This is a genomic window from Dyella amyloliquefaciens (assembly GCF_004296575.1).
Taxonomy (GTDB): Bacteria; Pseudomonadota; Gammaproteobacteria; order Xanthomonadales; family Rhodanobacteraceae; genus Dyella; species Dyella amyloliquefaciens.
This window is the reverse complement of the sequence record NZ_SAYT01000011.1, coordinates 22,670-48,662: the sequence shown is the minus strand read 5'-3', so window position 1 is coordinate 48,662 and position 25,993 is coordinate 22,670. Positions and strand designations below refer to the sequence as shown.

Sequence of the window (25,993 nt, the reverse complement as noted above, 5' to 3'; positions counted from 1 at the left end):
ACACTGTCAAAGATCTCAATCACTTGCGGACCGTTTCCGTTTCCGCTTCAGAACATTTCGTTCCGAGTGAGCCGCTCATCTTACATCGTTTTTCCTGTCCGTCAACACCTTCAGCGAAGAATTTTTGCTGTCGTTGTTGCCGTCCGGAGGGCGATGCCAGCGGCGGGAGGCGAATAATAGGTAGGCCTCCCACCTTTGACAAGCAATTTTTGAAATTATTTTTGATGTTTCGCGTAAGACGTTGTTCTCACGCGAAACTTAGTTGATCAGAGCATCGCGACGACGTTGCGTCGTCGCGATCAACTCATGCAAGCGTCAACAACACGCGAGCGAAGTTGCGCTTGCCGATCTGCAAAACCCCTTCAAAACCAGGGGAAAACACGCGTTGCGCATCTTCGACGACTTCTGCATCGATACGCACGGCGCGTTCCTTGAGCTTGCGATTCGCTTCCGCGTTGCTCGGCGTGAGGCCTGCTGCAGTAAGTAGTGCAGGCAAGCGCAGGCCTTCTGCAGGCACCGCAATTTCAGTCAGCGGCAACAGGCTGGTATCGCCTTCGCCACGCACCACGGCATGCCAGCCGGCGATCGCCTGGTCGGCGGCAGCGGCATCATGGAAACGGGTGGCCAGCTCGCGGGCCAGCTTGAGCTTGGCGTCGCGGGGATTCAGGGCACCGCTGGCCACTTCCTGCTTCATGCGGGCGATGTCCTCCAGCGAGGTTTCGAAGCTGAGCAGCTCGAACCAGCGCCACATGAGGTCGTCGCCGATCTTCAGCGTCTTGGTGACGATGTCGATGGCCGGCTCGTTGATACCTATGTAGTTGCCCAGCGACTTGGACATCTTGTTGACGCCATCCAGGCCCTCGAGCAGCGGCATGGTGAGCACGATCTGCGGCGGCTGACCGTGGTGTTCCTGCAGGGCGCGGCCCATCAGCAGGTTGAACTTCTGGTCGGTGCCGCCCAGCTCGACGTCGCACTTGAGCGCCACCGAGTCATAGCCCTGCACCAGCGGATAGAGGAATTCGTGGATGGCGATCGGCTGCTGGCCGGCGAAACGCTTGGAGAAGTCGTCGCGCTCGAGCATGCGCGCCACGGTGTGCTGGGCGGCGAGCTTGATCATGTCGGCGGCGCTCATCTGGCCGAACCACTCGGAATTGAAGCGCAGCTCGGTGCGCTCCTTGTCCAGCACCTTATAGACCTGCTCGGCGTAGGTCTCGGCGTTGGCCAGCACATCCTCGCGGCTGAGCGGCTTGCGCGTGACGTTCTTGCCGGTTGGGTCGCCGATCATGCCGGTGAAGTCACCGATCAGGAAAATCACCTGGTGCCCCAGGTCCTGGAACTGCCTCATCTTGTTGAGCAGCACCGTATGGCCCAGATGCAGGTCGGGCGCGGTCGGGTCGAAACCCGCCTTGATGCGCAGCGGACGACCGAGTTTCAGGCGTGCGGCCAGCTCTTCCTGCTTGATGATTTCGTCGGCGCCGCGCGCGATGGTGGTCAGCGCCTGCTCAAGCTCGTTCATGTATTCCTCAAATTTTCGTTGTCTGGACTGCGGCGTAAATCACGGTTTCACGGCCTGTTCCGTTAAGTGTGCGTTAACCAAAAAATTATCGCAACCCATTGATGGAAAAGGCGTTGACGCTCTTTACACAAGGCCGTTATGGTACGCGCCAATTAGAATTTTGGTACCTGGGGTACACCGGGCATGGGTGAGAGAAACACGACCGCGCGTTCAGCGCGCAAATTGGCCATGCGTCGAAAGGCGCAGCGTCGCCACTCTCACTTTTATGAGCGTTGTGCCCATTGGTCTTTCGGTTCCCACGGTGAGGCGGAACCGATCCGCTGGCACCGCGAGCGGTGGATGCTCGCCGGCACGGCGCTGCTGATCACGGCGGTTTCCGGCTTCCTTATTCCTGCGTGGGCCAGTGCGATGCGCCCGGACAGTGTATCCACCGCGCATGCCGTATTGCCGTTGGCGCTACCCAAGGCGGCGCCCGAGATCGCACGCACACCCGACGTCGAGGACTGGCACATCGTGCAGGTGCAGCCGGGCCAGACGCTGTCCAACCTGTTCCAGAGCCAGGGCCTGAGCCTCAGCGACGTGCAGCACGTGGTGGATCAGTCGGGCGACGCGAAGTCGCTGCACCACATCAGCCCGGGCCAGGAGTTCGACTTCCTGCTCGACAGCGACGGCAGCCTCAAGGGCATCCGTTTCGACAAGGACGAAGCGAACCGCACCACCATGCGCTTCGAAGGCGACAAGGCCACCGTGACCGCGCAGGCGCGCGAGGTGGATCGCCGCGAACACGTGGCCCACGGCACCATCGACAGCTCGTTGTTCGCCGCCGCCTCGAAGGCCGGCATGACCAACCAGATGGTGCTCAAGCTCGCCGATCTCTTCAAATACGACATCGACTTCGTGCAGGACCTGCGCGAGGGCGACAGCTTCACCGTCATCTATGACGACGTTTATCGCGATGGTTCGTACCTGCGCGAAGGCGACATCGTGGCGGCGGAGTTCGTCAACCAGGGCCAGCGCTACACCGCCTACCGCTTCAAGAAGGATGACGGCAGCTACGGCTGGTTCAGCGAGGACGGCCGCCCGATCCAGAAGTCGTTCCTGCGCATTCCGGTGGACTTCACGCGCATCTCTTCGCAGTTCAGCGCCGCACGCATGCACCCGGTGCTGGGCCTGATGCGCGCGCACAAGGGCGTGGATTACGCCGCACCGACTGGCACGCCGATTCATGCGGCCGGCGACGGCGTGATCAAGTTCAAGGGCTGGATGAACGGTTACGGCAACTTCGTGATCGTGCAGCACAACGGCTCGATCAGCACTGCCTATGGCCACATGTCGAAGTTCGCCAATGAAAAGGTGGGCCAGCATGTGAGCCAGGGCCAGGTGATCGGTTTCGTCGGCATGACCGGCCTCGCCACCGGCCCGCACCTGCATTACGAATTCCGCGTCAACGACGTGCAGCGCGATCCGCAGACGGTGACCCTGCCCAAGCCCGAGCCGCTGCCGGCCGTGCAGCTGGCCCGGTTCAAGTCGCAGGTGGTGCAGCCGCAGCTGGCCCGCCTGAAGACGCTGGACGCCAACATCAAGCTGGCACGCGCCAGCGGCAATACCCGTACTGACGACTGATCACTCGTGGACGACGCCTCGGCGCTTTATCTCGGCCTGATCTCGGGCACCAGCGCCGACGGCATCGATGCCGCGCTGGTGCGTTTCGAGAACGACAAACCCCAGCTGATCGATGCGTTGACGCATCCGTGGCCGGAGGAGTTGCGTGCGCGCATCCTCGCTGTGGCGCAGGATGAAACCCGACTCGATCTTGATGCCTACGGCCGCCTCGACGTGGCCATCGGCCAATGCTTCGCCGATGCCGCGCAAAGCTTGCTTGCACGCAACACGCAACACGCGACTGCGGTGCGCGCGCTTGGCTCGCATGGGCAGACGCTGCGCCATCGCCCTGCCGGCGACCATCCGTTCACCCTGCAGGTCGGCGATCCCTCGGTGATCGCGGAGCGCTGCGGCGTGGATGTGGTCGCCGACTTCCGTCGCGCCGATGTCGCGGCGGGTGGCCAGGGTGCGCCACTGCTGCCGGCGGTGCACGCCATGCTGCTGGCTCATCCCGGGCAAACGCGCGTCGTGCTCAATCTCGGAGGCATCGCCAATATCACGGTGCTGGAGGCGAAGGGTCGTGTGCTCGGCTTCGATACCGGCCCAGCCAATGGCCTGATGGATGCGTGGTGCCTGCGCCATCGCGGCACGGCTTACGATGCCGGCGGCGCGTTCGCGGCATCGGGCCGGGTCGACGAAACACTGCTGGCCGCCCTGCTTGCCGATCCGTACTTCGCCCTGCCCGCGCCCAAGAGCACCGGGCGCGAACATTTCCACTTGGCCTGGCTGGAATCCCATGAATGCGTGGCTTCGCTGGCCGCGGCCGACGTGCAGGCGACGCTATTGGAGCTTTCCGCCCGCAGCGTGACCGACGCCATCAATCGCCATGCACCGGATGCCATCGATGTGCTGGCCTGCGGCGGCGGTGTCCATAACGGCCTGCTGATGCGTCGCCTCGGCGAACTGCTCGCGCTTTGCAAGGTGACGACCACGGCCGAATACGGCATCGATCCCGATTACCTGGAAGCGACCGCCTTCGCGTGGCTGGCACGCCAGCGACTGCTCGGATTGCCCGGCAACTTGCCCGCAGTCACCGGTGCGCGCGGTCCGCGCGTGCTTGGCGCGGTATATCCGGCGCCGCGTTAACTCTCGTCGTCGAGCAGGCGATTGGACGGCGCAAGCTGCGTCGGCTTCGTGCGCGAGAGCGCCTGCACGGCCTCCTGGAACGCCGCCTTTTCGCCGGCATCCCACTGGCCTGCCAGCATGGTGAGTTCACCCGGGTCGAGCATGGTTTCCGCGAACAAGTTGGTCGCGGCCATGCCGAGGCCGTGACGCAGTGCATGCAGCACCACATCATTGATCGACCACTGCCGCTCCTTGGCCAGCGCCTTGATGCGCTCGGCCATGAGACTGTCGATATGGCGTATGACGAGGTCCGGCACGGACTCCCCCTTCCACAGTCATAAGCCCCCTGTGCGAATCATCTTGGCACAGGGCAATGCCGGAGGGTACCGACCAGTTGGCCGATTCGTTCGCAAGAATTCAGCTACTTCGGGCTGCCTCGACGGACGGCTTGTCGTCGCTGAAGCGCCGCCAGAGAAACAGGAACAGCAACGTCGCCGGAAGCACCGAGACCACGGTGAGCACGAAGAAGCTGGCGTAACCCGTGGCGGCCGCAATGCCGCCGGCAAAGAATCCGAGCACCTTGCCAGGCAGGTTCACCAGCGAGCTCAACAGGGCGTATTGCGTGGCTGTGTGCTGGCGATTCACCAGCGAGGACAGGAAGGCCACGGTGGGCGGACCGAACAGGCCTTGCGCGAAATTGTCGCCGGAGATCACCAGGGTCAGTACCAGCAGGTTGCCCGGATGGCCGATCAGCCACAGGAACAACAGGTTGGTGATGCCAATCAGCACCATGCCGGTTCCCAGCGTGCGCCACGCGCCCCAGCGCGCCACCGCGGCGCCGCCGACGAAGGCGCCCAGGATGCCGACCCAGGTGCCGTAGATCTTGGTGACGGTGCCGATTTCGGTCTTGCTGAAACCCATGTCGCGATAGAACGGGCTCATCACGCCGCCGATGGTCGCCTGCTCGGGAATCTTGAACAGCAGGATGAACAACAGAGTCACGCAGGCCAGCTGCCAGCCGTAGCGGCGAAAGAAGTCGGCGAAAGGATCGAGCACGCCTTCGCGCATCGCATCGCTCCAGCTGCGCGGCGTATGGCGCTGCACCTGCGGCTCGGAAGCCGCCAGCGTGGTCGCGATGGGCACGATCATCGCCACCGCAAGCAGGATGTACACCGTCGACCAGGACATGTGGTCGGCCAGAATCAGCGCCAGTGCGCCCGCCACGATCAGCGCGATGCGATAGCCCAGCGCATAGGTCGCCACCAGGGCGCCTTGCTCGGATACGGGCGCGATCTCGATGCGATAGGCGTCGACCGCGATGTCCTGCGTGGCGCCGAAGAAGGCCACCACCAACGTCGCGACAATGAATGGCCCCAGCTGGTCCGGCGTCAGCAAGGCCATCCCCGCCAGGCCGACCACGACGCCAAGTTGCGCGAACAACAGCCACCCGCGGCGCTGACCCAGTCGGCAGAAGCCCGGCAGGCGCCAATGATCGAGCAGCGGCGCCCACAGGAACTTGAAGGCGTAGGTCATGCCCGCGCTGGCGATCATGGTGATGTCTTTGAGCTCGATGCCCTTTTCCTTCAGCCAGTAGGCCAAGGTGCCGGCCACCAGCAGAAACGGCAGGCCCGAGGAAAAACCGAGCAGGAACATCGTCCACGCAGCCGGCTGCGTGAAGGCGTGCCACACCGACACCTTGGCCGGCTTGGCAGCCGGCTTCGCCTCAGTCGGCATAGTCGACCGTGAACGGGGCATGGTCGGAGAAGCGCTCGTCGCGGTAGATCGAGCACCGCTTGAGGCGTTTCTCCAGGCCGGGGGTGACGATCTGGTAGTCGATGCGCCAACCCACGTCGTTGGCGCGCGCGTTGCCGCGGTTGGACCACCAGGTGTAGTCCTGGCCCTCGGGGTTGAGCGTGCGGTAGCTGTCGACCCAGCCGTGCTTGTCGACCAGGTCGTTGAGCCAGCTACGCTCCTCGGGCAGGCAGCCGGAGTTCTTCTGGTTGGAACGCCAGTTCTTGATGTCGAGCTCGCTGCGCACGATGTTCCAGTCGCCACAGAGCACGTAGTCGCGACCGCTCTTCTTCCATTTGGCGAAGATCGGCGAGATCCAGTCCATCACCTTGAACTTGAACTGCTGGCGCTCGTCGCCCGACGATCCCGACGGCACGTACAGCGACACCACGCTGAGGTTGCCGAAGCGTGCCTCGATGTAGCGACCCTCGTTGTCGAACTCATCCCAGCCCAGTTCGGTGAGCACCTTGTCCGGCTCGCGCTTGGCGTAGATCGCCACGCCGCTGTAGCCCTTCTTGCTGGTGGCATCGCGATAGAAGCAATGGTGACCGTCTGGCCGGAACATGGGGTCGCTGAGCTGGTCTTCCTGCGCCTTGGTTTCCTGCAGGCAGACTACGTCGGCCTTCTGTTGGCGCAGCCACTCGAACACGCCCTTGGTGGCGGCCGAGCGGATGCCGTTGGCATTGAGACTGATGATGCGCATGCGTCGCTCCCGGTGATGGGCCATCATAACAACCATGTCCGTCCATCCCGATATCCGCGTCTTGCCCGCGGACACCGCCCTTCGCCCCGCACTGCTCACGCTGGACGTGGATGAGGCGCAGCACGCCTACGTCGGCCGCATCGCCGACTCACTGGCCGATGCGGATGCCTGCGAAGGCTCCGAACCGATGGCCATCCTCTGCGGTGCAGAAGCTATCGGCTTCTATCGCGTGGAACGGAGCGCTCGCAGCATCGCCGGGATGGACTTCGAACGCGCCACGCTGGGGCTACGCTCGTTCTTCATCGATGCCCGCTGGCAAGGTCGCGGCCTGGGCGCGCTGGCGCTCGATGCTGCCATGCGCGACCTCGCCCGGCGGCATCCGGCCGCGCTCGACGTGGCGCTTACCGTGAACGTCCGCAACACGGCAGCCATCGCCCTGTATCGACGCTACGGCTTCCGGGAGACCGGTGGGCTGTACCATGGCGGCCGTTCCGGGCCGCAGCACCTGATGGTGTGCGCCCTGCCCCGTTGAATCCGATCAAGAGAACCTTCCCGTGCACGACTACCAGCGCGACTTCATCGAACTCACCCTCCAGCGCGACGTGCTGCGCTTTGGCGACTTCACGCTGAAGTCCGGTCGGCAAAGTCCGTACTTCTTCAACATGGGCCGCATCGACTCCGGCGCCGCGCTGGCGCAGCTGGGCCGCGCCTATGCCGCCGCCGTGGTGAATTCGGGCATCGAGATCGACATGCTGTTCGGTCCTGCCTACAAGGGCATCGCGCTGGCGGCCGCCACGGCCATCGCGCTGGCGGATCAGCACGGTCGCGACCTGCCATGGGCCTACAACCGCAAGGAAGCCAAGGATCACGGCGAAGGTGGCGTGCTGGTGGGCGCTCCTCTGCAGGGCCGCGTGCTGATCGTGGACGACGTGATGACCGCGGGCACTGCCGTGCGCGAGTCGCTGGCGCTGATCCGTGCCCAGGGCGCCACGCCCGCCGGCGTGCTGATCGCACTCGATCGCCAGGAGCGTGGCCAGGGTGCGCTGTCTGCAGCTCAGGAAGTGACCGCCGAGTTCGGTATCCCCGTCATCGCCATCACCAGCCTGGGCGATGTGCTGTCCTATGCGGGCGAGCGCCCCGATCTCGCCGGCGAACACGCCAAGCTGGTGGCCTACCGCCAGCAGTACGGTGTGAACGCCTGAAATCCCCGGCAGCCAGCGACTCCGGTCACATTGGAGACAGCGAGGCCGTGGCAACGTCATGGTCTCGCCATGCGGCTGGATATACTTCCGCCCTCAAGGGGGAATTCCATGCGTAGAACATTATTCGTCATCGCGATCCTCGCGCTGACCGCCGGCCCGCAAGTGCAGGCTCAGAAGGCTGCAAGCACGCCGGCACAGAAGGCATCGTCCAGCAGCTATCGTTACCGATGGAAGGACGCCTCGGGGCTGCCGCACTACAGCGACAGCCTGACGTCCGATGCCCTGAAGTACGGTTACGACCTGGTCAACGACCGTGGCCTGGTGGTGCAGCACGTCGACCGCCAGCTCAGCCCGGGGGAACGGGCCGCCGCGCAGAAGGCCGCGGATGAGCAGGCCGCCAGGCAGAAGGTCGCGCAGGAGCGCGACCGCGTCGACTCGCAGATGCTGGCCGCCTATCCCACCGAGGAAGGTTATGCGACCTCGCTGAAGCAGAGCCTGGACAACCTGGACCAGCAGATCAGCACCACCCGCATCAACCTGCGTAGCCAGGAAAAGACGCTGACCGACCTGCTCACGCGCGCCGGTGACCTGGAGCGTGCCAAGCAGCCGGTACCGAAGTTCCTCAACGACAGCATTGCCAAGCAGCGCGATGTGGTGACCCACCAGCGAGACACGCTGGAGCGGGAATTGACGGCGCGCGACGTGGCGGAGAAGAAGAACGTCGACGATCTGCAGCACTATCGCGACGTGAAGGCGGCCAAGGAAAAGGAACGTAGGGGGCAGTAAGCCGCTGTCCGCGCCTTCGGCCCAACGGACGACACGCCCGAATCGCAAAGGCCTCGGTATCCCCGAGGCCTTTTGCTTTCAGAACGGTAGCTTGAGCGAAGGATCGATCGCCAGCAGCTGCGAGCGGAACAGCTCCTGGATGCGTTTGAGCGCCACCTCGTTGTCTGCATCGAAACGCAGCACCAGCACAGGCGTCGTGTTCGACGGGCGTACGAGGCCCCAGCCGTCCGACCAGTCGGCGCGCACGCCGTCGATGGTGGTAAGCGTGGCTTCGCCGAACTTCGCCTTCTGGCGGAACGCATCCATGAAGCGATAGTGCTCGCCTTCGCGCATCTCCACCTTCAGTTCGGGCGTGGACACGCCCTTCGGGCAGGTGGCGAAGATCTCCTCCGGCGTACGCTCCTCCAGGTCACCGGCCAGGATCTCCATCAGGCGCGCAGCGGCATAAATGCCGTCGTCAAAGCCGTACCAGCGTTCCTTGAAGAAGAAGTGGCCGCTCATCTCGCCGGCCAGTTCCGCGCCCGTGTCGCGCATCTTCGCCTTCATCAGCGAGTGGCCCGTGCGCCACATCAGCGGGCTGCCGCCTGCGTCGAGAATCACACCCTTGAGGTGCCCCGTGCACTTCACGTCGTAGATGACCGTGGCGCCCGGCTGGCGCGACAGCACGTCGCGCGCGAACAGCATCAGCGTGCGATCCGGGAAGATGATCTCGCCATCCTTCGTCACCACGCCGAGGCGATCGCCGTCGCCGTCGAAGGCGATGCCGAGGTCGGCACCGGTCTGCTTCACTGCAAAGATAAGATCTTCCAGATTGTGCGGATCGGAAGGATCGGGGTGATGGTTCGGGAAGTTGCCATCCACGTCGCAATACAGCGGGATCACTTCGCAGCCGATGCCCTCCAGCACCTGCGGTGCCACCGCGCCGGCAATGCCGTTGCCGCTGTCGACCACCACCTTGAGACGACGCTCCGCCTGTACATCGGAGGTGATGCGCTCAACATAGTCGGGGATGACATCGACGTGGCGCAGGTTGCCCTTGTCGCCACGTGACAGCTGGTCGGACGCGATGCGCTGGTAGAGATCCTGGATGGCGCCTTCGGAAAGGGTCTCGCCACCGATGACGATCTTGAAGCCGTTGTATTCCGGCGGGTTGTGGCTCCCGGTGACAGCCACGCCGCAGCCCGTGTTGAAGCGGTAGGCGGCGAAATAGACCACCGGTGTAGGGACGGCGCCCAGGTCGATCACGTCGATGCCGGTCGTGCGCAGCCCGTCGGACAGCGCCGTCACCAGATCGGGCCCCGACAGTCGGCCATCCCGGCCGACCACGATTTCCACCAGACCCTTCTCGCGCATCAGCGTACCGATGGACTGACCCAACAGGCGTGCCACGTCGGTCGTCAGCGATTTGCCGACCACGCCGCGCACGTCGTAGGTGCGGAAGATCGTCGGGTCGATAGTCGCCGGAGCTGCGGGAGCGGCTGCCTTGATCGCGGCAAGGCGCGCGGCCTGCGGGCTGGGCTTCTCGGGCTCAGGGGGAATCTCGAGCAAATCCGCGAACAACGGTTCGTTGGTTTCAACCACGCGGCTGGCGCCCAGTTGATTGCGCTTCCACAACAGGTACAGGCCGCCGCCCAGGCACAGCAGTCCCAGCAGCGCGGTCAGCGGCCAGACCCGCGGCAGCACGATGTACGCACGCGGCAGTGCCGCCACCACGCTGAGGGTCGTTTCAGGAACAGGCACGCCCGTCGCTTCGCGCTCCGCACTGGAGTTGCCGTTCGCCAGCAGCCGGAGGTCGCCACGATCGTCGCCCTGGCGCAGTTCCAGGCGTCCGCCGGCTGGCGATACGGACTGGAACTGCTCCTGTACGGGGGCAAAGGGCATGGCTGCCCAAACCCAACCCTGTGGATGCTCGGGCCGGCCTACCGGCACGACCAGGCCAAGCAGGCGGCCATTCTTTTCCGGCAGGGTCTGCGCCAACGGCCTGTTGTCGGCGCTCTGCGCGGCCATGAGCTGCGCGGCCTTGCCGTAGCCGAACTGGCGGTAATTGGCGTGCAGCACTTCGTCCAGGCTGCCGCTGTAGAGCTCTATCGCCAGCGCCTGGGGAACCAGCTGGCGCAAGGTGGTGGCGCCCTGGACCGGATCAGTCATCAGGCTGGCAGGATCGGAGGCCTTTACCGCCGCTTCGATGCGACCGCGTTCACCGGCGATCTCGGCCGCGACGGCGTCGACCGCCTTCTTCTGGGCGGCATGCACGCGGTCGATGGCGCTGTTTTCATCGGCGATCAACCAGGTCTGCCACAGGCAGCCAAGGCCAAGCAGCAGCAGCAAGGTACCCGCCGCCAGCGGCAGCAGGCGTCGCCACTCAATGGTTCCAGCCAGCGGTCGTCCGCCCAAGCTGATGAATTTCGCCATGCCCTGCCCCCACACAGGTTGTCGGGTCGCGCGCCGTGGCGCGGGACTATTTGACTCCGGTCGAACCAAAACCGCCTTCGCCCCTCTGCGATGGCGCGAATTCCTGTACCACTTTCAATCGCGCCTGCGCCACTGGCACCAGCAGCAGCTGGGCGATGCGGTCACCGATTGCGATGGTGTAGGGCTGGTTGCCACGGTTCCAGCACGAGATCATCAACGGGCCCTGGTAATCGGCATCGATCACGCCCACCAGGTTGCCCATCACCAAGCCGTGCTTATGGCCCAGGCCAGAGCGCGGCACGATCAGCGCGCACCAGCCTGGATCGCCGATATGAATGGCCATGCCGCTGGGCACCAGTGCGCTTTCGCCCGGCTGCAGGGTCAGCGGCGCCTCGATGGCGGCGCGCAGATCCATGCCAGCACTGCCGGCGGTAGCCGGCTGCGGAAGTTCGATAGTGTCGCCCAGGCGCGGATCGAGGATCTTCAGCTCGACTTCGATCATCCGCGCACCGCCACGTAACGCTCGGCGATCTTCGCGACCAGTTGGCGCGCCAGCTCCGTCTTGGAGGCGCGCGGCAATTCGATGGCGCCTTCCGGGCCATAAAGCGTGAGTGCATTGTCGGCGGCTTCGAAACCGAGGCCGCCGCCAACCAGGTTGGCGGCAATCATGTCCAATCCTTTGCGCGCGAGCTTGTCGCGGGCGTATCGCTCCACATCATGCGTTTCCGCGGCGAATCCGACCAAGAAGGGGCGCACGGTTTGCGCAGCCAGGGTGCCGAGGATGTCCGGATTTTCGGCCAGGCTCAATTCCAGGGCGGCGCCGTCGCGCTTCTTGATCTTGTGATCGGCCACCTCGGCCGGACGATAGTCGCCCACGGCGGCAGCGCCGATATAGATGTCGGCACCTGCGGTGGCAGCCACCACGGCGTCGCGCATCTGGATGGCGCTGCGTACGTCGACGCGACGCGCCACACCCGGTGGCGTGGCGAGGCTGACCGGTCCGGCCACCAGGGTCACCTCGGCGCCAGCCTGTGCTGCGGCCTCGGCCACGGCGAAACCCATGCGACCCGAACTGCGGTTGCCGATGAAACGCACGGGGTCGATGTCTTCGTAGGTCGGGCCCGCGCTCACCACCACCTTGCGCCCGCGCAGCAGCGGGCTGCCGAACGAGGCGACGATCGCTTCGCGCAGCTCCATCGGTTCCAGCATGCGGCCCGAGCCGATGTCACCACAGGCCTGGTCGCCGGAGGCGGGGCCGAGCAGGTGTACACCGCGCTGGCGCAGGGTGTCGACGTTGGCCTGCACGGCCGGATGCGCCCACATCTGCTGGTTCATCGCCGGCGCGACATGGAGCGGCGCGGCGCTGGCGAGACACACGGTGGTGAGCAGGTCGTTGGCGAAACCATGGGCAAGTCGCGCAATGAGGTCGGCGCTGGCCGGAGCGATCAATATGCGTTCGGCCCAGCGCGCCAGTTCGATATGGCCCATCGCCGCTTCGGCTTCCGCGTCCCACAGGCTCGTGCGCACCGGCTGGCCGGACAGTGCCTGGAAGGTGGTCGCGCTGACGAAATGCGTCGCGCCTTCGGTCATCACCACGCGCACCTCGGCACCGAGGTCGCGCAGGCGCCGGACCAGTTCGCAGGACTTGTAGGCAGCAATGCCACCGGATACGCCCAGCAGGATGCGGCGTTGGGCAAGACTCATGGTGTGGGCCTGACAAACGTTATGGCGGGTAGCTTACCGGAATCGTCAGGCCGGCTCGGTGACAGGGCGCGGACCCGCACATCAAACCCTTCTCCCAGTGGGAGAAGTTGGCGGTAGCCGGATGAGGGTGCGGACGGAGCGAACCATGAAAGATTGCGCAAGCCCCGCACCCTCTCCCCAACCCCTCTCTCCCACAGGGACTACCTTCGGGTCGCCGACGGGAGAGGGGCTAAGTCATCAAGCCACCACGCGGGGATGGAGGATGTCTTCCAGCCCGATGCGCCTTAGCAGCTCCGCCCGCACGCGATCGGCCACACCGTTGACGATCTCGGCCCCATCCTGCGAAGGGTCGACGTGCACGCGGAACGGGCGCTTGCCGAAGGGCATGTCGACCACCGCGACAATGGCATCGGCTACCGCCTGGGGATCCGCATCGACCGGCTCCAAGGCGGCCAGGCCCTTGAAGGCAACCTCGCTGAGATCGGACGTTGGGCCTGCTGCATACGCTTTCGCCACCACGCCATCGGCCGGCGTACCGGCATGGGCGAAGTGATGGGTGCCCTGGGTGAAGGCACCAGGCACCACGATCGAGGTCTCGATGCCCCAGCGCGCCAGCTCGCCGGCATAACTGACCGCCAAGGCGTCCATGCCTGCCTTGGCGGCGAAGTACGGTGCAAGGTACGGCGGCGTGCCGCCGCGCGTGCTGCTGGACGACACCCACACCACCAGTCCGCGTCCCTGTTTGCGCAGCCGGGGCAACGCCGCGCGATTCACGCGCTGCGTGCTCAGCACGTTGATGTCGTAAAGCGCGGCGACCTGTTCTGGCGTAAACGCTTCGGCCGGCCCGTAGGACATGTGGCCCGCGTTGTGCACCACTACATCGAGCCGGCCATGGTTCGCGATGATCTGCGCGATGGCGGCATCCACCGACGCTTGCGAAGCGACGTCCATCTCGATGGCCCGCAGGTCGACACCCTGCTCGCTCGCGTACTGCCGAACCTCGGTGACGCGAGGCGCGTTGCGTCCCGCGGTTTCACGCATGCCTGCGTAGACCGTGTGGCCCGCATGGGCGAGGGCGCGCGCCGTCATCAGGCCAAAGCCGCTCGACGCGCCGGTAATCACGATGATGCTCTTCATGGGAATCTCCCAGAGGCTTCGCCGCTCGCGACGAAGCGCTCCAAACAAGTAGAAAGGGGTTGGTCGACTCAGACCAGGCCGCCGTTGGCGCGCAGCACCTGGCCGTTGACCCAGCCGCCATCGGGGCCGGCGAGGAAGGACACGACATTCGCGATGTCCTCGGGCTGACCCAGGCGCTCAAGCGGCGCCATCTTCGCCAGGTGGTCGATCAGCTCCGGCGTCTTGTCCTTGAGGAACAGGTCGGTGGCCGTCGGACCCGGCGCCACGGCGTTCACCGTGATCGAACGGCCGCGCAGTTCCTTCGACAGGATGTGCGTCATCGCTTCCACGCCCGCCTTGGTGGCCGCGTAGACGCCGTACGTAGGCAGCAGCGTGCCGACGATGCTGGTGGAGAAATTGATGATGCGCCCGCCGCTGCGCAACCGCTTGCCGGCCTCGCGCATGGCGTTGAAGCTGCCCTTCAGGTTGATGGCGATGGTGCGGTCGAACAGTTCGTCATCCGTGGCGGCCAACGGCGCCAGTTGCATGACGCCGGCATTGTTGACCAGGACGTCGACGCCGCCGAAGGCGGTTTCAGCGGCATCGAACATGCGCCGCACGGCGACCGGATCGGCGACATCGGCCTGGGCGGTCAGCGCGTGGCCGCCGGTCGCCTCGATCTTGCGCGCCAGCGTCTCGGCGGAGGCGGCGTCGCCGGCGTAGTTGATGACGACCGTAAAGCCATCGCGGGCGAGGCGCTCGGCGACGGCGGCACCGATGCCGCGGGAAGCGCCGGTGATGATGGCGACCTTGGAAGTGTTGGCAGACATGGGAAGCATCCTCTGGGGGGAGCCGGCCGGGTGCCGGTGTGTGCAAAGGATGGTCTTTTGCTCTTCACGGATAATCTGCTGAAATACGCCTACATTATTCGGATAACAGGAACAATACCGTGGACAAGGTCGACGCCATGCGCCTGTTCGCCCGCATCGTGGAGCGCCGCAGCTTCACGATGGCCGCGCAGGATCTGGAACTGCCCCGTTCCACCGTCACCGAGGTGGTGAAGAAGCTGGAGGCACGCCTGGGCGTGCGCCTGTTGGAACGCACCACGCGGCAGGTGCGCCCGACGCTGGACGGCGAGGCCTACCACCAGCGCTGCCTGGCGATCCTCGCCGAAATCGAGGAGGCGGAGGCCGCCTTCACCGGCGCCAAACCCGCAGGACTGCTGCGTGTGGACGTGCATGGCACGCTGGCCCGTCATTTCATGCTGCCGGGTCTGCCCGGTTTCCTCGAACGCTACCCGGACATCCAACTGCGCATCGGCGAGGGCGACCGTTATGTCGACCTGGTGCGCGAGGGCGTCGACTGCGTGCTGCGCGTGGGCAAGCCCACCGACAGCAGCATGATCGGCCGGCAGATCGCCCTGCTGGAGGAAGGCACCTACGCCAGTCCCGCCTATCTGGAGCACCATGGCGTGCCGGTTTCGCCGGACGACCTGCAACAGCACGCCATGATCGGTTTCGTGTCCTCGGCATCGGGCAGTGTGATTCCGCTGGAGTTCCAGGTCGGCAACACGCTGCAGCAGAGGGCATTGCCTCAGGCGGTCAGCGTCGCGGGGGCGGAGATGTATGTATCTCTCGCGCGGTTGGGGCTGGGATTGATCCAGGTGCCGCGTTACCGGGTACAGGAGGATCTGGCCCAGGGTCGCCTGGTCGAGGTACTGGCGGGCCATCCACCCTCCCCGTCGCCGGTGTACGTGCTTTATCCGCAGAGCCGCCAGCTTTCACCGCGGGTACGCGTGTTCATCGACTGGATTTCGGCGGAGTTCGCCGCGCGGCTCCCCGCCAGCGGTTGAGCGAGCGGCCACCCACCGCCTCCCGGCGCCATGCCTGACGAGGTTTGACGCGGCAGCCCGATGGGCGGCGATCCGGCGCACCGTCAGCCTGCGGGACATGAGCATTCGCGAATGGCCCGAACTGGAACGTCCCCGCGAAAAGCTGCTGGCACGAGGCTGCGGCGCGTTGTCGGACGCGGAGCTGATCGCCGTGCTGCTGGGCAGCGGCTTGCCGGGCAAGGACGCCATCGCCCTGGGCCGGGAATTGCTGGCGACCGGCGGCACGCTGGGCGCACTGCTTGCCGATCCACAGAATGCCGCGCTGCGCCTGCGCGGCATCGGCCCCGCCAAACGCGCCCGCCTGATCGCTGCGCTGGAACTTGCCCGGCGTTCGCTGGCCGAACAACTCGCCGATCGCCCCACCCTCGGCAACCCGCGCGACAGCGGCGACTACCTCAGCGCCCAGCTGCGCCACCTACCCTACGAAGTCTTCGGCTGCCTGTTTCTCGACAACCGCCATCGCGTGCTGGCCTTTGAGGAGCTGTTCCGCGGCACCATCGACGGCGCCAGCGTGCATCCACGCGAAGTGGTTCGCGCGTGCCTCCGGCACAACGCCTCGGCGGTGATCTTTGCGCACAACCACCCCTCGGGCATCGCCGAGCCCAGCCAGGCGGACCGGGCCATCACCCGCGAACTGCGCGACGCCCTGCAACTGGTGGGTGTACGGGTGCTCGATCATCTGGTGATCGGCGGCGGTGCGCCGGTGTCGATGGCGGCACTCGGGCTGATCTGAGCCGGTGAACGTCGAAAAGAACAACGGCGCGGGGGGAGGTCCGCGCCGTTTGGCCGTTTTGTGGGGAGAGTAGGAGCACGGCAGTCTCCCGTCCCGTCCAGCGGGGAGGTGCCGGGGGGACGGAAGAGAGTGTGGCAGTGCCGCATGACAGCGGCATGACGTGAAACTTGCGTCGATGTCCCCGGGCGGCTCCGCGCCTTGCCTCGTGACTTATGCACATTCGGTCTGAGACGCCACTTTCCATCCTATTGCTGTCAATGACCTCAGGTATGCACTTTAATTATCTGATACAGAACGATATTTTTCTTTGCATCTGCATTTCAGCCCGGAAATTCGCCTGCAGCCTCGATCCGTGCCAGAGATTCCCCACAGAGTTATCCACAGATTTCTCCCCCGCAACGCAGCACGCCGAAAAGCCTGCGGCGAACCGGCTTGGCAGCCGCCGGTCTGATAGGATTGGGGGTTCCATCGTCGCCAGACCATCGCCGTGAAAGAACAGCTGCGCGAACTGCTGCTGCAGGCCATTCGTACCCTGCAGAACGATTCCTCCCTGCCCGCCGACCTCGAGGTGCCGAACTTCGTGATCGAGCGCGCGCGCAACCGCGACCACGGCGACTTCGCCGCCAACGCGGCCATGCTGCTGGCCAAGCCGGCCCGCGCCAAGCCGCGCGAGCTGGCCGACAAGCTGGTGGCCGCCCTGCCCGCCAACACCCTGGTGGGCAAGGTCGAAATCGCCGGCCCGGGTTTCATCAACTTCTTCCTGGCGCCAGCGGCTTACCACGACGAAGTGCGCCGCATCATGGCCGAGGGCGATGCCTACGGCCGTAGCCAGAGCGGCAAGGGCGTGACCGCAGGCGTGGAATACGTCTCGGCCAACCCGACCGGCCCGCTGCACGTGGGCCACGGCCGCGCTGCGGCGATCGGTGACTGCCTGAGCCGCCTGCTCGACGCCACCGGCTGGGGCGTCAAGCGCGAGTTCTACTACAACGACGCCGGCGTGCAGATCAACAACCTCGCCATCTCGGTGCAGGCGCGTGCGCGCGGCCTGGCCCCTGGCGCTGAAGGCTGGCCGGAAGACGGCTACCGCGGCGACTACATCGCCGACGTGGCGCGTGCCTACATGGCCGGTGAATCGGTGGAAGCGGACGGTGACATCGTCACCGGCGCGAAGAATGCCGACGACATCGAGGCCATCCGCCACTTCGCGGTGGCCAGCCTGCGCCGCGAGCAGAACCTGGACCTGCAGGCCTTCGGCGTCCGCTTCGATACCTATTTCCTGGAATCCTCGCTGTACACCGACGGCAAGGTGGACGAGACCGTGCGCGAGCTGGTCGCCCACGGCCACACCTACGAGGAAGGCGGCGCGCTGTGGCTGCGCTCCACCGATTACGGTGACGACAAGGACCGCGTGATGCGCAAGTCCGACGGCACCTACACCTACTTCGTGCCGGACGTGGCCTACCACCGCAGCAAGTGGCAGCGCGGCTATGTGCGCGCCATCACCGAGCTGGGTTCGGACCACCACGGCAGCCTGGCCCGCGTGAAGGCCGGCCTGCAGGCGCTCGATTGCGGCATCCCCAAGGGCTGGCCGGAATACGTGCTGCACCAGATGGTGACGGTGATGCGCGGCGGCGAGGAAGTGAAGATCTCCAAGCGTGCCGGCAGCTATGTGACCCTGCGCGACCTCATCGACGAAGTCGGTCGAGATGCCACCCGCTACTTCCTGATCGCCCGCAAGGCCGATTCGCAGCTGGTGTTCGACATCGACCTGGCCCGCTCGCAGAGCAACGACAACCCGGTCTACTACATCCAGTACGCCCATGCCCGCGTCTGCAGCGTGCTGCGCCAGGCTGGCGAGAAAGGGTTCACCTTCGATCTGCACAATGGGCTGGGCCACCTGGCGCGCCTGGACAACGAGCACGAGCAGATCCTGTTGACCGAGCTTTCCAAGTATCCCGAGCTGGTTGAGACCGCGGCAGCGAACCTTGAGCCGCACCTGGTCGCCACCTGGCTGCGCGAGTTGGCGAATGCGTTCCACACCTACTACAACTCGCATCAGTTCCTGGTGGACGATGCCGACCTGCGCGACGCGCGATTGTCGCTTATCGTGGCGACGCGCCAGGTTCTGAAGAACGGTCTTGATTTGCTGGGCCTCAGCGCCCCGGAGAGCATGTAAATGGCAGCACGCAAGGGCAAAGGCCGACAGGCCGTCCGCAACAACAGCGGCGGCATGCCGGGTTGGGGCTGGGCCGTCATCGGCATCCTGGTCGGCGCCCTGCTGATGTTCGGCATGCGCGGACACCTGCCCATGGCTCCGCACAGCGCGGAAGGCCCGCAGCCCAACGCCCAGGCCACCGCGCAGCGCGGCAGCGATGCCGGTGCGGCCGCCAACGAGTCCACCTCGGCGACCGACACCGCGCCCGCGCCGAAGAAGCCGCAGTACGACTTCTACTCGGTGCTGTCGGAGAAGGAAGTACGCATTCCCGATGCCGTGATCAGCGCCCAGGCGAAGGCCGAGCAGCAGCAGAAGCAGCAGGCTGCCCAGCAGGCGGCGCAGGCAGCCGCGGCCCAGCAACAACAGCAGGCCGCAGCGAAGCCGGCCCCGGCAGCCGTGTCGGAAGCGATCACGCCCGCACCGGAATCGGCGGTGCATGCCGCGCCGGCAGCGGCACCGACCGCCAACACCGCCTCCGCTGGCAGCGGTTACCTGCTGCAGGTGGGCGCGTTCCCGAGCGCATCCGATGCGGAAACGCTGAAGGCCAAGCTGGCCATGCAGGGTTTCGTCGCCAACGTGGCCCCGGTCAACGTCAACGGCCAGACCTACAACCGCGTACGCCTGGGCCCGTTCCATTCGGCCACCGAGCTGGAATCGGCCAAGCAGCGCCTGGCATCGGCCGGCATCAATGCGATTGCGCTGAAGGAAGGCCGGTAAGCCTTCGCTTTATCGAACTAAAGAAAAGGCCGCGTATATCGCGGCCTTTTTTGTGCCATCGCCGCTCCTGTAGGAGCGCACCCAGTGCGCGAAAAGCCAACGAAGCGGTGACGCTGCCTGTCTCAATCCGCGTCAATCACGAATCGGGACCGGACCCGCAGCCCGCGATCGCGCACTGGGTGCGCTCCTACAGGGGAACATCGGCGATCGATCAACCCTTGCGCTTCAGCCGGATCAACGCCGAGATGTCATCGTCGCCATAGCCCTGGCTCATCAGCTCCGCATAGTCGGCCAGCGAGCGCTCGATCACGCTGCGGTTGACGCCCGCTCCCTCGGCAATGCGACGCACGATGCCCAGGTCCTTGTGCAGCAGGCCGAGCTTGAAGCCGACGCTGAACTCGTCGCGCAGCATAGTGTTGCCGCGCTTCTCCAGGAACCAGTTGCCAGCGGCGCCAGCGCCCAGCGTCGGCAGCAGGCGCTCAGGATCGAGTCCCAGCGCTTCACCCAGGGCGAGGCCTTCGCACACACCCTGCGCAATGCCGGCGACCAGCACCTGGTTCACCGCCTTGGTGGCCTGGCCGGCACCGACGTCACCCAGGTGCGTAACTCGCAGCGCATAGGCTTCCAGTACCGGGCGCGCGCGTTCGAGGACGGCAGCATCGCCACCCACCATCACCGAGAGCTTGCCGTTCTTCGCGCCTTCCACGCCGCCGGATACCGGCGCGTCGAGGAAGTGCACGCGAACCGCCGCCAGCCTGGCCGCGGCCTGCTTGGCGGTGTCGGGTGCGACGGTGGAATGGTCGATCACGATGGTGCCCGGCTTCAGATGCGGCACGAGCGCATCGACCAGGCCAAGCACGTCCGCATCGGCGGTGACGCACAACGCGATCACGTCGCACTGGGCGGCGATGTCCGCCAGCGAGGGCGACGCGACGCCGAGTTCTTTCGCCACCGCATCGGCATTGGCCTGCGTGCGGCTGGAGACGGCATGGAGCAGGCCGTGGGCTTTGAGATGGCCGGCCATCGGCGTGCCCATGGCGCCGAGTCCGATGAATGCTGCCTTGAGTGTCATGGAGGTTCCTGGTGGATCAATCTTCACAATGTACGTCGTGGGTAACGAAGGGGTGTTCGGCATCGGGGCGCACGAACCACTGCGGTTCGCCCAGCGTGCACTGCATGTCCTCCATGCCACTGTGCCAGTGCTGCTGCATGCTGCCGAAGCTGAACTCGTAGTCCTTGTAATGCCCTTCGTACGGCTTGTTGCGGTAAATCAGGTGGAACAGGTTGACCAGCGAGCCGCCGGCATAGATCTCGGCGCGACGATAGGCAGGATCGCGTCGTTTGTCTTCCGGCACCAGCGCCATCAGGTCCTGCAGCACGCGCTGCTGCTTCTGGCGCATGCCCATGAATTCGGTGATCAGTCGCGTGCGGCTGGAATACTGGATGTCCTTGGCCCGTGTCGTCACCTCGGCGAGATCGCGCGGCACCTCGCCACGCGCACTCCACAGGTCGACCTGGAAGATCAGCGCGTCGCGGCACGATGCATCGGACAGCACCTTGTACAGCGGCGTGTTGGAGACCATGCCGCCGTCCCAGTAGAACTCACCGTCGATCTCCGTCGCCGGAAAGCCCGGCGGCAGCGACCCGGACGCCATGAAATGCTCCACGCGCAGCTCGCCTTCGGTGTTGTCGAAATAGGCGAAGTTGCCGGTGCGGATGTTCACCGCACCCACCGACACGCGCATCGCGGTCTTGTGATTGATGCGGTCGAAGTCGACCAGACGCTCCAGCGTTTCCTTAAGCGGTGAGGTGTCGTACCAGCTGGCCGTGGTCGGCGAGGCGCGCCACGGCAGCAGCGGAAAAGGCCGTGGCACGAAGAACCCCGGCTGCCCTTCCATCAGCGCGCGCAACGCCGACCAGCCACTGAGGCCATTCAACCACGGCAGTTCCCACGCACTCGGATCGAGCGGTGGCGTGGGCCAGGTCGGCAGCAGTGGCGGACGGCAGATGGTCTGCCAGAACTCGCGCAGCCGTTCCACGCGACGCTTGGGTGGATTGCCGGCGATCACCGCCGCGTTGAGTGCGCCGATGGAAATGCCGGCGATCCAGTTCGGCTGGATGCCGGCATTATCCAACGCCTCGAACACGCCAGCCTGGTACGCACCGAGCGCGCCGCCACCCTGCAACACGAGGGCAAGCGTGCGGTAGTCGCGCGTGATCGCCTTGGCGAAGGCGTCCGGTGCAGGCATGTGCTTGGCAACGTCCATGCGCGCTTACTGCATGTACCAGCCGTGGCTCACCACGATGGACTGGCCGGTGAGCGCCGCCGATGGGAACATCGCGAGATAGAGCGCGGTCTGCGCAATGTCGTCCACCGTGGTGAATACGCCGTCCACCGTGTCCTTGAGCATCACGTTCTTGATCACTTCGTCTTCGGTGATCTTCAGTTCCTTGGCCTGCTCGGGAATCTGCTTCTCCACCAGCGGCGTGCGCACGAAGCCCGGGCAGATCACGTGCGAACGCACGTTGTGCGCGGCGCCTTCCTTCGCCAGCGTGCGCGCCAGGCCCAGCAGGCCATGCTTGGCAGCGACATAGGCGGACTTGAGCTTGGACGCTTCGTGCGAATGCACCGAGCCCATATAGATCACGATGCCACCGCGATCGCCCTTGTACATGTGCTTGAGCGCGGCGCGCGTGGTGAGGAAGCCGCCGTCGAGATGGATGGCCAGCATCTTCTTCCAGTCCGCGTACGAGAACTGGTCGATCGGATTGATGATCTGGATGCCGGCGTTGGAAATCAGGATATCGAGGTGACCGAACTCGGCGACCACCTTGTCGGTGCCCGCATCCACGGCCGCTTCGTCGGTCACGTCCATCGCAACGCCGATGGCTTTGCCACCCGCTGCGTTTATCTCGGCCGCGGCTGCATCAGCCGCCTGCTGGTTGATGTCGGCGATGGCCACCGCCGCACCGTTCTTTGCATAAAGCTCGGCGATTGCCTTGCCCAGGCCGCTGGCCGCGCCTGTGATGAGTGCCACCTTGCCGTCGAGACTTGCCATAACCACTCCTGTCGATGGGGAACGGGGAAAGCAGAAACGGAATCAGGTTGTGGGCTGCGCTGCCTGTCCGTGGGGACGAACAGGCTGGCATAGCTTGTATGGACGCATCCATGCGACGAATGGAGAGCTTGAGAGAAACCTTTCCTATGTCGTCATTCCGGCGCAGGCCGGAATCCAGTGGTCATGGCGGCAGGTTTTCGCGACGTTGATGATGGGCTTGGGCGAAAACCGAACCATCCTGCTACTGGATTCCGGCCTGCGCCGGAATGACGAGCAAAGAACCTCAGTGCGCGCCTTCTGACAGGTACGTATAGCCAGTCAGTCCTTCGTTCAACGTGACGAACAGCTGCTCCGCCGCCTCGCCTTCCACGCCGGCCGCCGCGATGCGATCGCGGTAGCTGCGACGCAGGACTTCGAGGTCGTAGCCGACGTAGTCGAGCATCAGGTCCGTGGTGTCGCCGCGGCGCTTGTGCGCGAAAACATACGAATCTCCGTCCACGCGCACGTTCACCGCGTCGGTGTCGCCGAACAGGTTGTGGATGTCGCCCAGGGTTTCCTGGTACGCGCCGACCATGAAGATGCCGAGGCGATAGCTCTCGTCCTCCTTCAGCGCGTGCAGCGGCAGGCTCACGTCCACACCCTCGGCGTCGACGTAGTCGTCGATGCGGCCGTCGGAGTCGCAGGTGAGGTCGACGATCACGCCACGGCGGGTCGGCTCCTCGTCCAGGCGCGCGATCGGTGCGATCGGGAAGATCTGGTCGATCGCCCAGATGTCCGGCACCGACTCGAACACCGAGAAGTTGACGAAGTACTTGTCCACCAGCTTCTCGTCCAGCTCGTCCAGCGCCTGGCGATGCGAGCGCTCGGCCGGAAGCAGGCGCGTGCGCACCGCGTTGGCGATCGCGTAGTACATGTCGTCCAGGCGCGCGCGGTCTTCCAGGTTGAGCTGGCCCAGCGCGTACAGCGCCTGGCCTTCGGCCGCGTGATGCTGGGCCTCGTGGAACAGCTCCAGCGCCGGACGCTGGTCGAGCTCGGCCCAGGTTTCGCGCAGGCGACGCAGCACGGCCGGTTCGTGTTCATGCGGCGCCGGGATGTTGCCGTCGGGCACCGGTTCCACTTCCGTCACGTTCACCACCATGACAGCGTGGTGCGCGGTCATCGCGCGGCCGGCCTCGGTGATGATGTGCGGTGCGGGCAGGTTTTCCTCGGCGACGGCCTCGGCCAGCGACTGCACGATGGTCGAGGCGTACTGCTCGATCGAGTAGTTGATCGAGTTGTGGCTGCGCGAGCGCGAGCCTTCGTAGTCCACGCCCAGGCCACCGCCGACGTCGACGATGTCCAGCGGCACGCCCATGCGCTTCAGTTCCACGAAGTAACGCGTGGCTTCGCGCATGCCGTTGGCGATGTCGCGCACGTTGGAGATCTGCGAGCCCATGTGGAAGTGTTGCAGCTTCAGCGTGTGCTTCAGGCCCGCCTGCTCCAGTCGTTCCACCAGGGTGAGCACCTGGCTGGGCGAGAGGCCGAACTTGCCCTTGTCGCCACCGGTGTTCTGCCACTTGCCGGCGCCGATCGAGGCCAGGCGCACGCGCACGCCGAGCAGCGGCTCGACGTTCAGCGCCTTGGCTTCGGAAAACACATGATCAAGCTCGGACAGCTTCTCGATCACGATGTGCACGCGCAGGCCAAGCTTGCGGCCGATCAGCGCGAGACGAATGTATTCGCGGTCCTTGTAGCCATTGCAGATCACGATGCTGCCCGGGCGAGCCATCGCCAGCACGGCCATCAGTTCGGGCTTGGAGCCGGCCTCGAGGCCGAAACCATGCTCACCCGCGGCCACCAGCTCACCGGCGACGCCGCGCTGCTGGTTCACCTTGATCGGATAGACGGCGGTATAGCCGCCCGCATAGCTCCACTCGCCAATGGCCTTGGCGAACGCCTGCTGCAGGCGCTTGAGGCGATCGGCGAGGATGTCCGGAAAGCGCACCAGCAAGGGCAGGCGCAAGCCTTCGGCGCGGGCGCGGTCCACGATGGTCGGCAGCGACAGCGCCGGGCCGGTGGCGCCCTTGGGGCGCATCACGATATGGCCGGCCGCGTTCACGTCGACGTAGCCGTCGCCCCAGTGCGGGACGGCATAGGTATGGCGGGCAGCGTCGATGTTCCAGTGCTTCGACATGGAGGGTTCCTTGAATAACGGGCGTGACACACCCTTTACATGTCGTCGCAGCGGCGAGCCTTGACGAAACAAAGTCAGCCGGCCGGAAGCCTCGCACGCCGCGGGGCCGGACTGACCTGACGGTCCGCTGGCGGCTAAGCGCGGCGGTCCGGACGGCTATTGTAACGGCGTCTTGTGACAATGTGCCGGCGGCGTTCCCTAAGGAAAACGGGAAGATGGCGCCGGTTCGGCTACAATTCCCGCTCTTTGAACCCATCGATCGTCAGGAACGCCCCCATGTCGCAGCACCCCAGCTGGTTCACCGAAGCCCACCAGGCCTCCGGCTCCTCCATCGGCTACCGCGTTGAGAAGCTGCTGCACGCCGAGAAAACGCCGTTCCAGACCATCGAGATCTACCAGACCACCGATTGGGGCAACCTGATGGTGATCGACGGCTGCGTGATGCTGACCAGCCGCGACAACTTCCTCTATCACGAGATGATGACCCACCCGGCGCTGTTCACCCATGCGCGCGCCAAGCGCGTCGTGATCATCGGCGGCGGCGACTGCGGCACGCTGCGTGAAGTGCTCAAGCACGAGGAAGTGGAGCACGCGGTGCAGGTGGAGATCGACGAGCGCGTGACCCGCCTGGCCGAGCAGTATTTCCCGGAGCTGTGCGACGCCAACAACGACCCGCGCGCCGAGCTGCTGTTCATCGACGGCATCAAGTACATGGCCGAGGCCGAGCCGGAGTCCGTGGACCTGATCATCGTCGACTCGACCGACCCGGTCGGCCCGGCCGAAGGCCTGTTCAACGCGGCCTTCTACGCCAGTTGCTACAAGGCCCTGCGCCATGGCGGCATCCTGGTGCAGCAGTCGGAATCGCCGATCGCGCACCTGGAGCTGATCAAGTCCATGCGTTCGGCCATGCGTACCGCCGGCTTCAGCGCGGTGAAGACGCTGCCGTTCCCGCAGCCGTGCTACCCGACCGGGTGGTGGAGCTGCACCATGGTGCGCAAGGGTGGCGACCTGGCCGGCTTCCGCGAGCGCGGCGCGATCAGCAAGAACTTCCCGACCCGCTACTACAACGCCGACGTGCACAAGGGCGCGCTGGCCCAGCCGGAATTCATGCGCGAAGCCTTGGGCGAATAAGCCCGACATTCGCCGCCTGCAGGAGCGCACCCAGTGCGCGATCGCAGGCGCTGGTTGCATACGACGCCGGATTCCCAGCGATGGGAATCCGGCGTCGTTGCTTTGTAGGCTTATCGC

The 25,993-nt window shown here is 65.3% G+C and carries 24 protein-coding genes; 11 read left to right on the top strand and 13 right to left on the bottom strand.

The window, feature by feature from the left end; translation table 11 throughout:
• Positions 1–304: 304 nt before the first annotated feature.
• A complete protein-coding gene (gene tyrS / locus EPB08_RS20780) occupies positions 305–1,516 on the bottom strand; it encodes a tyrosine--tRNA ligase (RefSeq protein WP_130621045.1) in 1,212 nt (403 codons plus the stop codon).
• A 183-nt stretch (positions 1,517–1,699) separates the two neighbouring features.
• Here tyrS and EPB08_RS20775 point away from each other — a divergent pair, with 183 nt between their 5' ends.
• Together EPB08_RS20775 and EPB08_RS20770 are read left to right on the top strand one after the other, a co-directional pair.
• Complete coding sequence (locus tag EPB08_RS20775) at positions 1,700–3,139, top strand: OapA family protein (RefSeq protein WP_130621044.1); 1,440 nt, start codon at positions 1,700–1,702, stop codon at positions 3,137–3,139.
• 6 nt (positions 3,140–3,145) lie between these two features.
• Positions 3,146–4,264 (top strand): anhydro-N-acetylmuramic acid kinase, encoded by a 1,119-nt coding sequence (locus tag EPB08_RS20770; RefSeq protein ID WP_130621043.1) that lies wholly within the window; start codon positions 3,146–3,148, stop codon positions 4,262–4,264.
• Here EPB08_RS20770 and EPB08_RS20765 read toward each other — a convergent pair.
• The 3 genes from EPB08_RS20765 to EPB08_RS20755 all read right to left on the bottom strand — a co-directional run bounded on the left by EPB08_RS20765 (position 4,261) and on the right by EPB08_RS20755 (position 6,737).
• On the bottom strand, positions 4,261–4,560 hold the full coding sequence (locus EPB08_RS20765) for a hypothetical protein (protein WP_130621042.1): 300 nt from the start codon (positions 4,558–4,560) through the stop codon (positions 4,261–4,263). The two genes, EPB08_RS20770 and EPB08_RS20765, sit on opposite strands and share 4 nt — an antisense overlap.
• 100 nt (positions 4,561–4,660) lie before the next feature.
• Positions 4,661–5,977, bottom strand: a complete 1,317-nt coding sequence (locus tag EPB08_RS20760) for an AmpG family muropeptide MFS transporter (protein WP_229238443.1) — start codon at positions 5,975–5,977, stop codon at positions 4,661–4,663.
• Positions 5,967–6,737 carry an exodeoxyribonuclease III gene (locus EPB08_RS20755; protein WP_130621041.1) on the bottom strand — a complete coding sequence of 257 codons (771 nt, stop codon included), beginning with the start codon at positions 6,735–6,737 and terminating at the stop codon, positions 5,967–5,969. Before EPB08_RS20755 ends, EPB08_RS20760 begins: the two co-directional genes overlap by 11 nt.
• A 34-nt stretch (positions 6,738–6,771) precedes the next feature.
• Between EPB08_RS20755 and EPB08_RS20750 the strand changes: the two genes are divergently transcribed.
• The 3 genes from EPB08_RS20750 (at position 6,772) to EPB08_RS20740 (ending at position 8,725) form a co-directional block, all read left to right on the top strand.
• Entirely contained in the window at positions 6,772–7,269 is a 498-nt protein-coding gene (locus EPB08_RS20750; protein ID WP_130621040.1) for a GNAT family N-acetyltransferase, read from the top strand.
• Between the two features lie 22 nt (positions 7,270–7,291).
• Positions 7,292–7,939: an orotate phosphoribosyltransferase gene (pyrE, locus tag EPB08_RS20745; RefSeq protein WP_130621039.1), complete on the top strand. Its 648-nt coding sequence runs from the start codon at positions 7,292–7,294 to the stop codon at positions 7,937–7,939.
• Between the two features lie 108 nt (positions 7,940–8,047).
• Positions 8,048–8,725 (top strand): DUF4124 domain-containing protein, encoded by a 678-nt coding sequence (locus tag EPB08_RS20740; protein ID WP_130621038.1) that lies wholly within the window; start codon positions 8,048–8,050, stop codon positions 8,723–8,725.
• Between the two features lie 78 nt (positions 8,726–8,803).
• Here the strand turns inward: EPB08_RS20740 and EPB08_RS20735 are convergent, their stop codons facing one another.
• The 5 genes from EPB08_RS20735 to EPB08_RS20715 all read right to left on the bottom strand — a co-directional run bounded on the left by EPB08_RS20735 (position 8,804) and on the right by EPB08_RS20715 (position 14,787).
• On the bottom strand, positions 8,804–11,137 hold the full coding sequence (locus tag EPB08_RS20735) for a phosphomannomutase/phosphoglucomutase (RefSeq protein ID WP_130621037.1): 2,334 nt from the start codon (positions 11,135–11,137) through the stop codon (positions 8,804–8,806).
• 46 nt (positions 11,138–11,183) lie between these two features.
• The gene (gene dut / locus EPB08_RS20730; RefSeq protein ID WP_130621036.1) at positions 11,184–11,639 is read right to left on the bottom strand and encodes a dUTP diphosphatase; all 456 of its coding nucleotides are present in this window, start codon (positions 11,637–11,639) and stop codon (positions 11,184–11,186) included.
• Complete coding sequence (coaBC, locus tag EPB08_RS20725; protein WP_130621035.1) at positions 11,636–12,841, bottom strand: bifunctional phosphopantothenoylcysteine decarboxylase/phosphopantothenate--cysteine ligase CoaBC; 1,206 nt, start codon at positions 12,839–12,841, stop codon at positions 11,636–11,638. Before coaBC ends, dut begins: the two co-directional genes overlap by 4 nt.
• A 237-nt stretch (positions 12,842–13,078) precedes the next feature.
• The gene (locus tag EPB08_RS20720; protein ID WP_130621034.1) at positions 13,079–13,978 is read right to left on the bottom strand and encodes an SDR family oxidoreductase; all 900 of its coding nucleotides are present in this window, start codon (positions 13,976–13,978) and stop codon (positions 13,079–13,081) included.
• A 68-nt stretch (positions 13,979–14,046) separates the two neighbouring features.
• Entirely contained in the window at positions 14,047–14,787 is a 741-nt protein-coding gene (locus EPB08_RS20715; protein WP_130621033.1) for an SDR family oxidoreductase, read from the bottom strand.
• Positions 14,788–14,906: 119 nt separating this feature from the next.
• Between EPB08_RS20715 and EPB08_RS20710 the strand changes: the two genes are divergently transcribed.
• The 4 genes from EPB08_RS20710 (at position 14,907) to EPB08_RS20695 (ending at position 19,513) form a co-directional block, all read left to right on the top strand.
• The gene (locus EPB08_RS20710; RefSeq protein WP_130621032.1) at positions 14,907–15,809 is read left to right on the top strand and encodes a LysR family transcriptional regulator; all 903 of its coding nucleotides are present in this window, start codon (positions 14,907–14,909) and stop codon (positions 15,807–15,809) included.
• Between the two features lie 97 nt (positions 15,810–15,906).
• A complete protein-coding gene (radC, locus tag EPB08_RS20705; protein WP_130621031.1) occupies positions 15,907–16,581 on the top strand; it encodes a RadC family protein in 675 nt (224 codons plus the stop codon).
• Positions 16,582–17,068: 487 nt separating this feature from the next.
• Entirely contained in the window at positions 17,069–18,757 is a 1,689-nt protein-coding gene (gene argS, locus EPB08_RS20700; protein WP_130621030.1) for an arginine--tRNA ligase, read from the top strand.
• A complete protein-coding gene (locus tag EPB08_RS20695) occupies positions 18,758–19,513 on the top strand; it encodes an SPOR domain-containing protein (protein WP_130621029.1) in 756 nt (251 codons plus the stop codon).
• 211 nt (positions 19,514–19,724) lie between these two features.
• Here EPB08_RS20695 and EPB08_RS20690 read toward each other — a convergent pair whose 3' ends face one another.
• Genes EPB08_RS20690 through EPB08_RS20680 form a run of 3 tightly spaced genes read right to left on the bottom strand, consistent with a single transcriptional unit; the run spans position 19,725 to position 22,572 of the window.
• Positions 19,725–20,585: an NAD(P)-dependent oxidoreductase gene (locus EPB08_RS20690; RefSeq protein WP_130621028.1), complete on the bottom strand. Its 861-nt coding sequence runs from the start codon at positions 20,583–20,585 to the stop codon at positions 19,725–19,727.
• Positions 20,586–20,601: 16 nt separating this feature from the next.
• The gene (locus EPB08_RS20685) at positions 20,602–21,780 is read right to left on the bottom strand and encodes a DUF3734 domain-containing protein (protein WP_130621027.1); all 1,179 of its coding nucleotides are present in this window, start codon (positions 21,778–21,780) and stop codon (positions 20,602–20,604) included.
• Between the two features lie 6 nt (positions 21,781–21,786).
• A complete protein-coding gene (locus EPB08_RS20680; RefSeq protein ID WP_130621026.1) occupies positions 21,787–22,572 on the bottom strand; it encodes a 3-hydroxybutyrate dehydrogenase in 786 nt (261 codons plus the stop codon).
• 94 nt (positions 22,573–22,666) lie between these two features.
• Between EPB08_RS20680 and EPB08_RS20675 the strand changes: the two genes are divergently transcribed.
• Positions 22,667–22,873: a hypothetical protein gene (locus EPB08_RS20675; protein ID WP_130621025.1), complete on the top strand. Its 207-nt coding sequence runs from the start codon at positions 22,667–22,669 to the stop codon at positions 22,871–22,873.
• Here EPB08_RS20675 and speA read toward each other — a convergent pair.
• The gene (speA, locus tag EPB08_RS20670; protein ID WP_130621024.1) at positions 22,856–24,745 is read right to left on the bottom strand and encodes a biosynthetic arginine decarboxylase; all 1,890 of its coding nucleotides are present in this window, start codon (positions 24,743–24,745) and stop codon (positions 22,856–22,858) included. The genes EPB08_RS20675 and speA overlap by 18 nt on opposite strands.
• A gap of 276 nt (positions 24,746–25,021) precedes the next feature.
• On the opposite strand from speA, the gene speE reads away from it, so the two are divergent.
• On the top strand, positions 25,022–25,876 hold the full coding sequence (gene speE, locus EPB08_RS20665; protein WP_130621023.1) for a polyamine aminopropyltransferase: 855 nt from the start codon (positions 25,022–25,024) through the stop codon (positions 25,874–25,876).
• Positions 25,877–25,993: the final 117 nt, after the last annotated feature.

Coding starts and splice junctions, on each gene's coding strand:
- tyrS (WP_130621045.1), bottom strand. CDS start 1,516: ATGAACGAGCTTGAGCAGGCGCTGACCACCATCGCGCGCGGCGCCGAC.
- EPB08_RS20775 (WP_130621044.1), top strand. CDS start 1,700: ATGGGTGAGAGAAACACGACCGCGCGTTCAGCGCGCAAATTGGCCATG.
- EPB08_RS20760 (WP_229238443.1), bottom strand. CDS start 5,977: ATGCCGACTGAGGCGAAGCCGGCTGCCAAGCCGGCCAAGGTGTCGGTG.
- EPB08_RS20755 (WP_130621041.1), bottom strand. CDS start 6,737: ATGCGCATCATCAGTCTCAATGCCAACGGCATCCGCTCGGCCGCCACC.
- EPB08_RS20750 (WP_130621040.1), top strand. CDS start 6,772: ATGTCCGTCCATCCCGATATCCGCGTCTTGCCCGCGGACACCGCCCTT.
- EPB08_RS20740 (WP_130621038.1), top strand. CDS start 8,048: ATGCGTAGAACATTATTCGTCATCGCGATCCTCGCGCTGACCGCCGGC.
- EPB08_RS20735 (WP_130621037.1), bottom strand. CDS start 11,137: ATGGCGAAATTCATCAGCTTGGGCGGACGACCGCTGGCTGGAACCATT.
- dut (WP_130621036.1), bottom strand. CDS start 11,639: ATGATCGAAGTCGAGCTGAAGATCCTCGATCCGCGCCTGGGCGACACT.
- coaBC (WP_130621035.1), bottom strand. CDS start 12,841: ATGAGTCTTGCCCAACGCCGCATCCTGCTGGGCGTATCCGGTGGCATT.
- EPB08_RS20720 (WP_130621034.1), bottom strand. CDS start 13,978: ATGAAGAGCATCATCGTGATTACCGGCGCGTCGAGCGGCTTTGGCCTG.
- EPB08_RS20715 (WP_130621033.1), bottom strand. CDS start 14,787: ATGTCTGCCAACACTTCCAAGGTCGCCATCATCACCGGCGCTTCCCGC.
- radC (WP_130621031.1), top strand. CDS start 15,907: ATGAGCATTCGCGAATGGCCCGAACTGGAACGTCCCCGCGAAAAGCTG.
- EPB08_RS20695 (WP_130621029.1), top strand. CDS start 18,758: ATGGCAGCACGCAAGGGCAAAGGCCGACAGGCCGTCCGCAACAACAGC.
- EPB08_RS20690 (WP_130621028.1), bottom strand. CDS start 20,585: ATGACACTCAAGGCAGCATTCATCGGACTCGGCGCCATGGGCACGCCG.
- EPB08_RS20685 (WP_130621027.1), bottom strand. CDS start 21,780: ATGGACGTTGCCAAGCACATGCCTGCACCGGACGCCTTCGCCAAGGCG.
- EPB08_RS20680 (WP_130621026.1), bottom strand. CDS start 22,572: ATGGCAAGTCTCGACGGCAAGGTGGCACTCATCACAGGCGCGGCCAGC.
- speA (WP_130621024.1), bottom strand. CDS start 24,745: ATGTCGAAGCACTGGAACATCGACGCTGCCCGCCATACCTATGCCGTC.
- speE (WP_130621023.1), top strand. CDS start 25,022: ATGTCGCAGCACCCCAGCTGGTTCACCGAAGCCCACCAGGCCTCCGGC.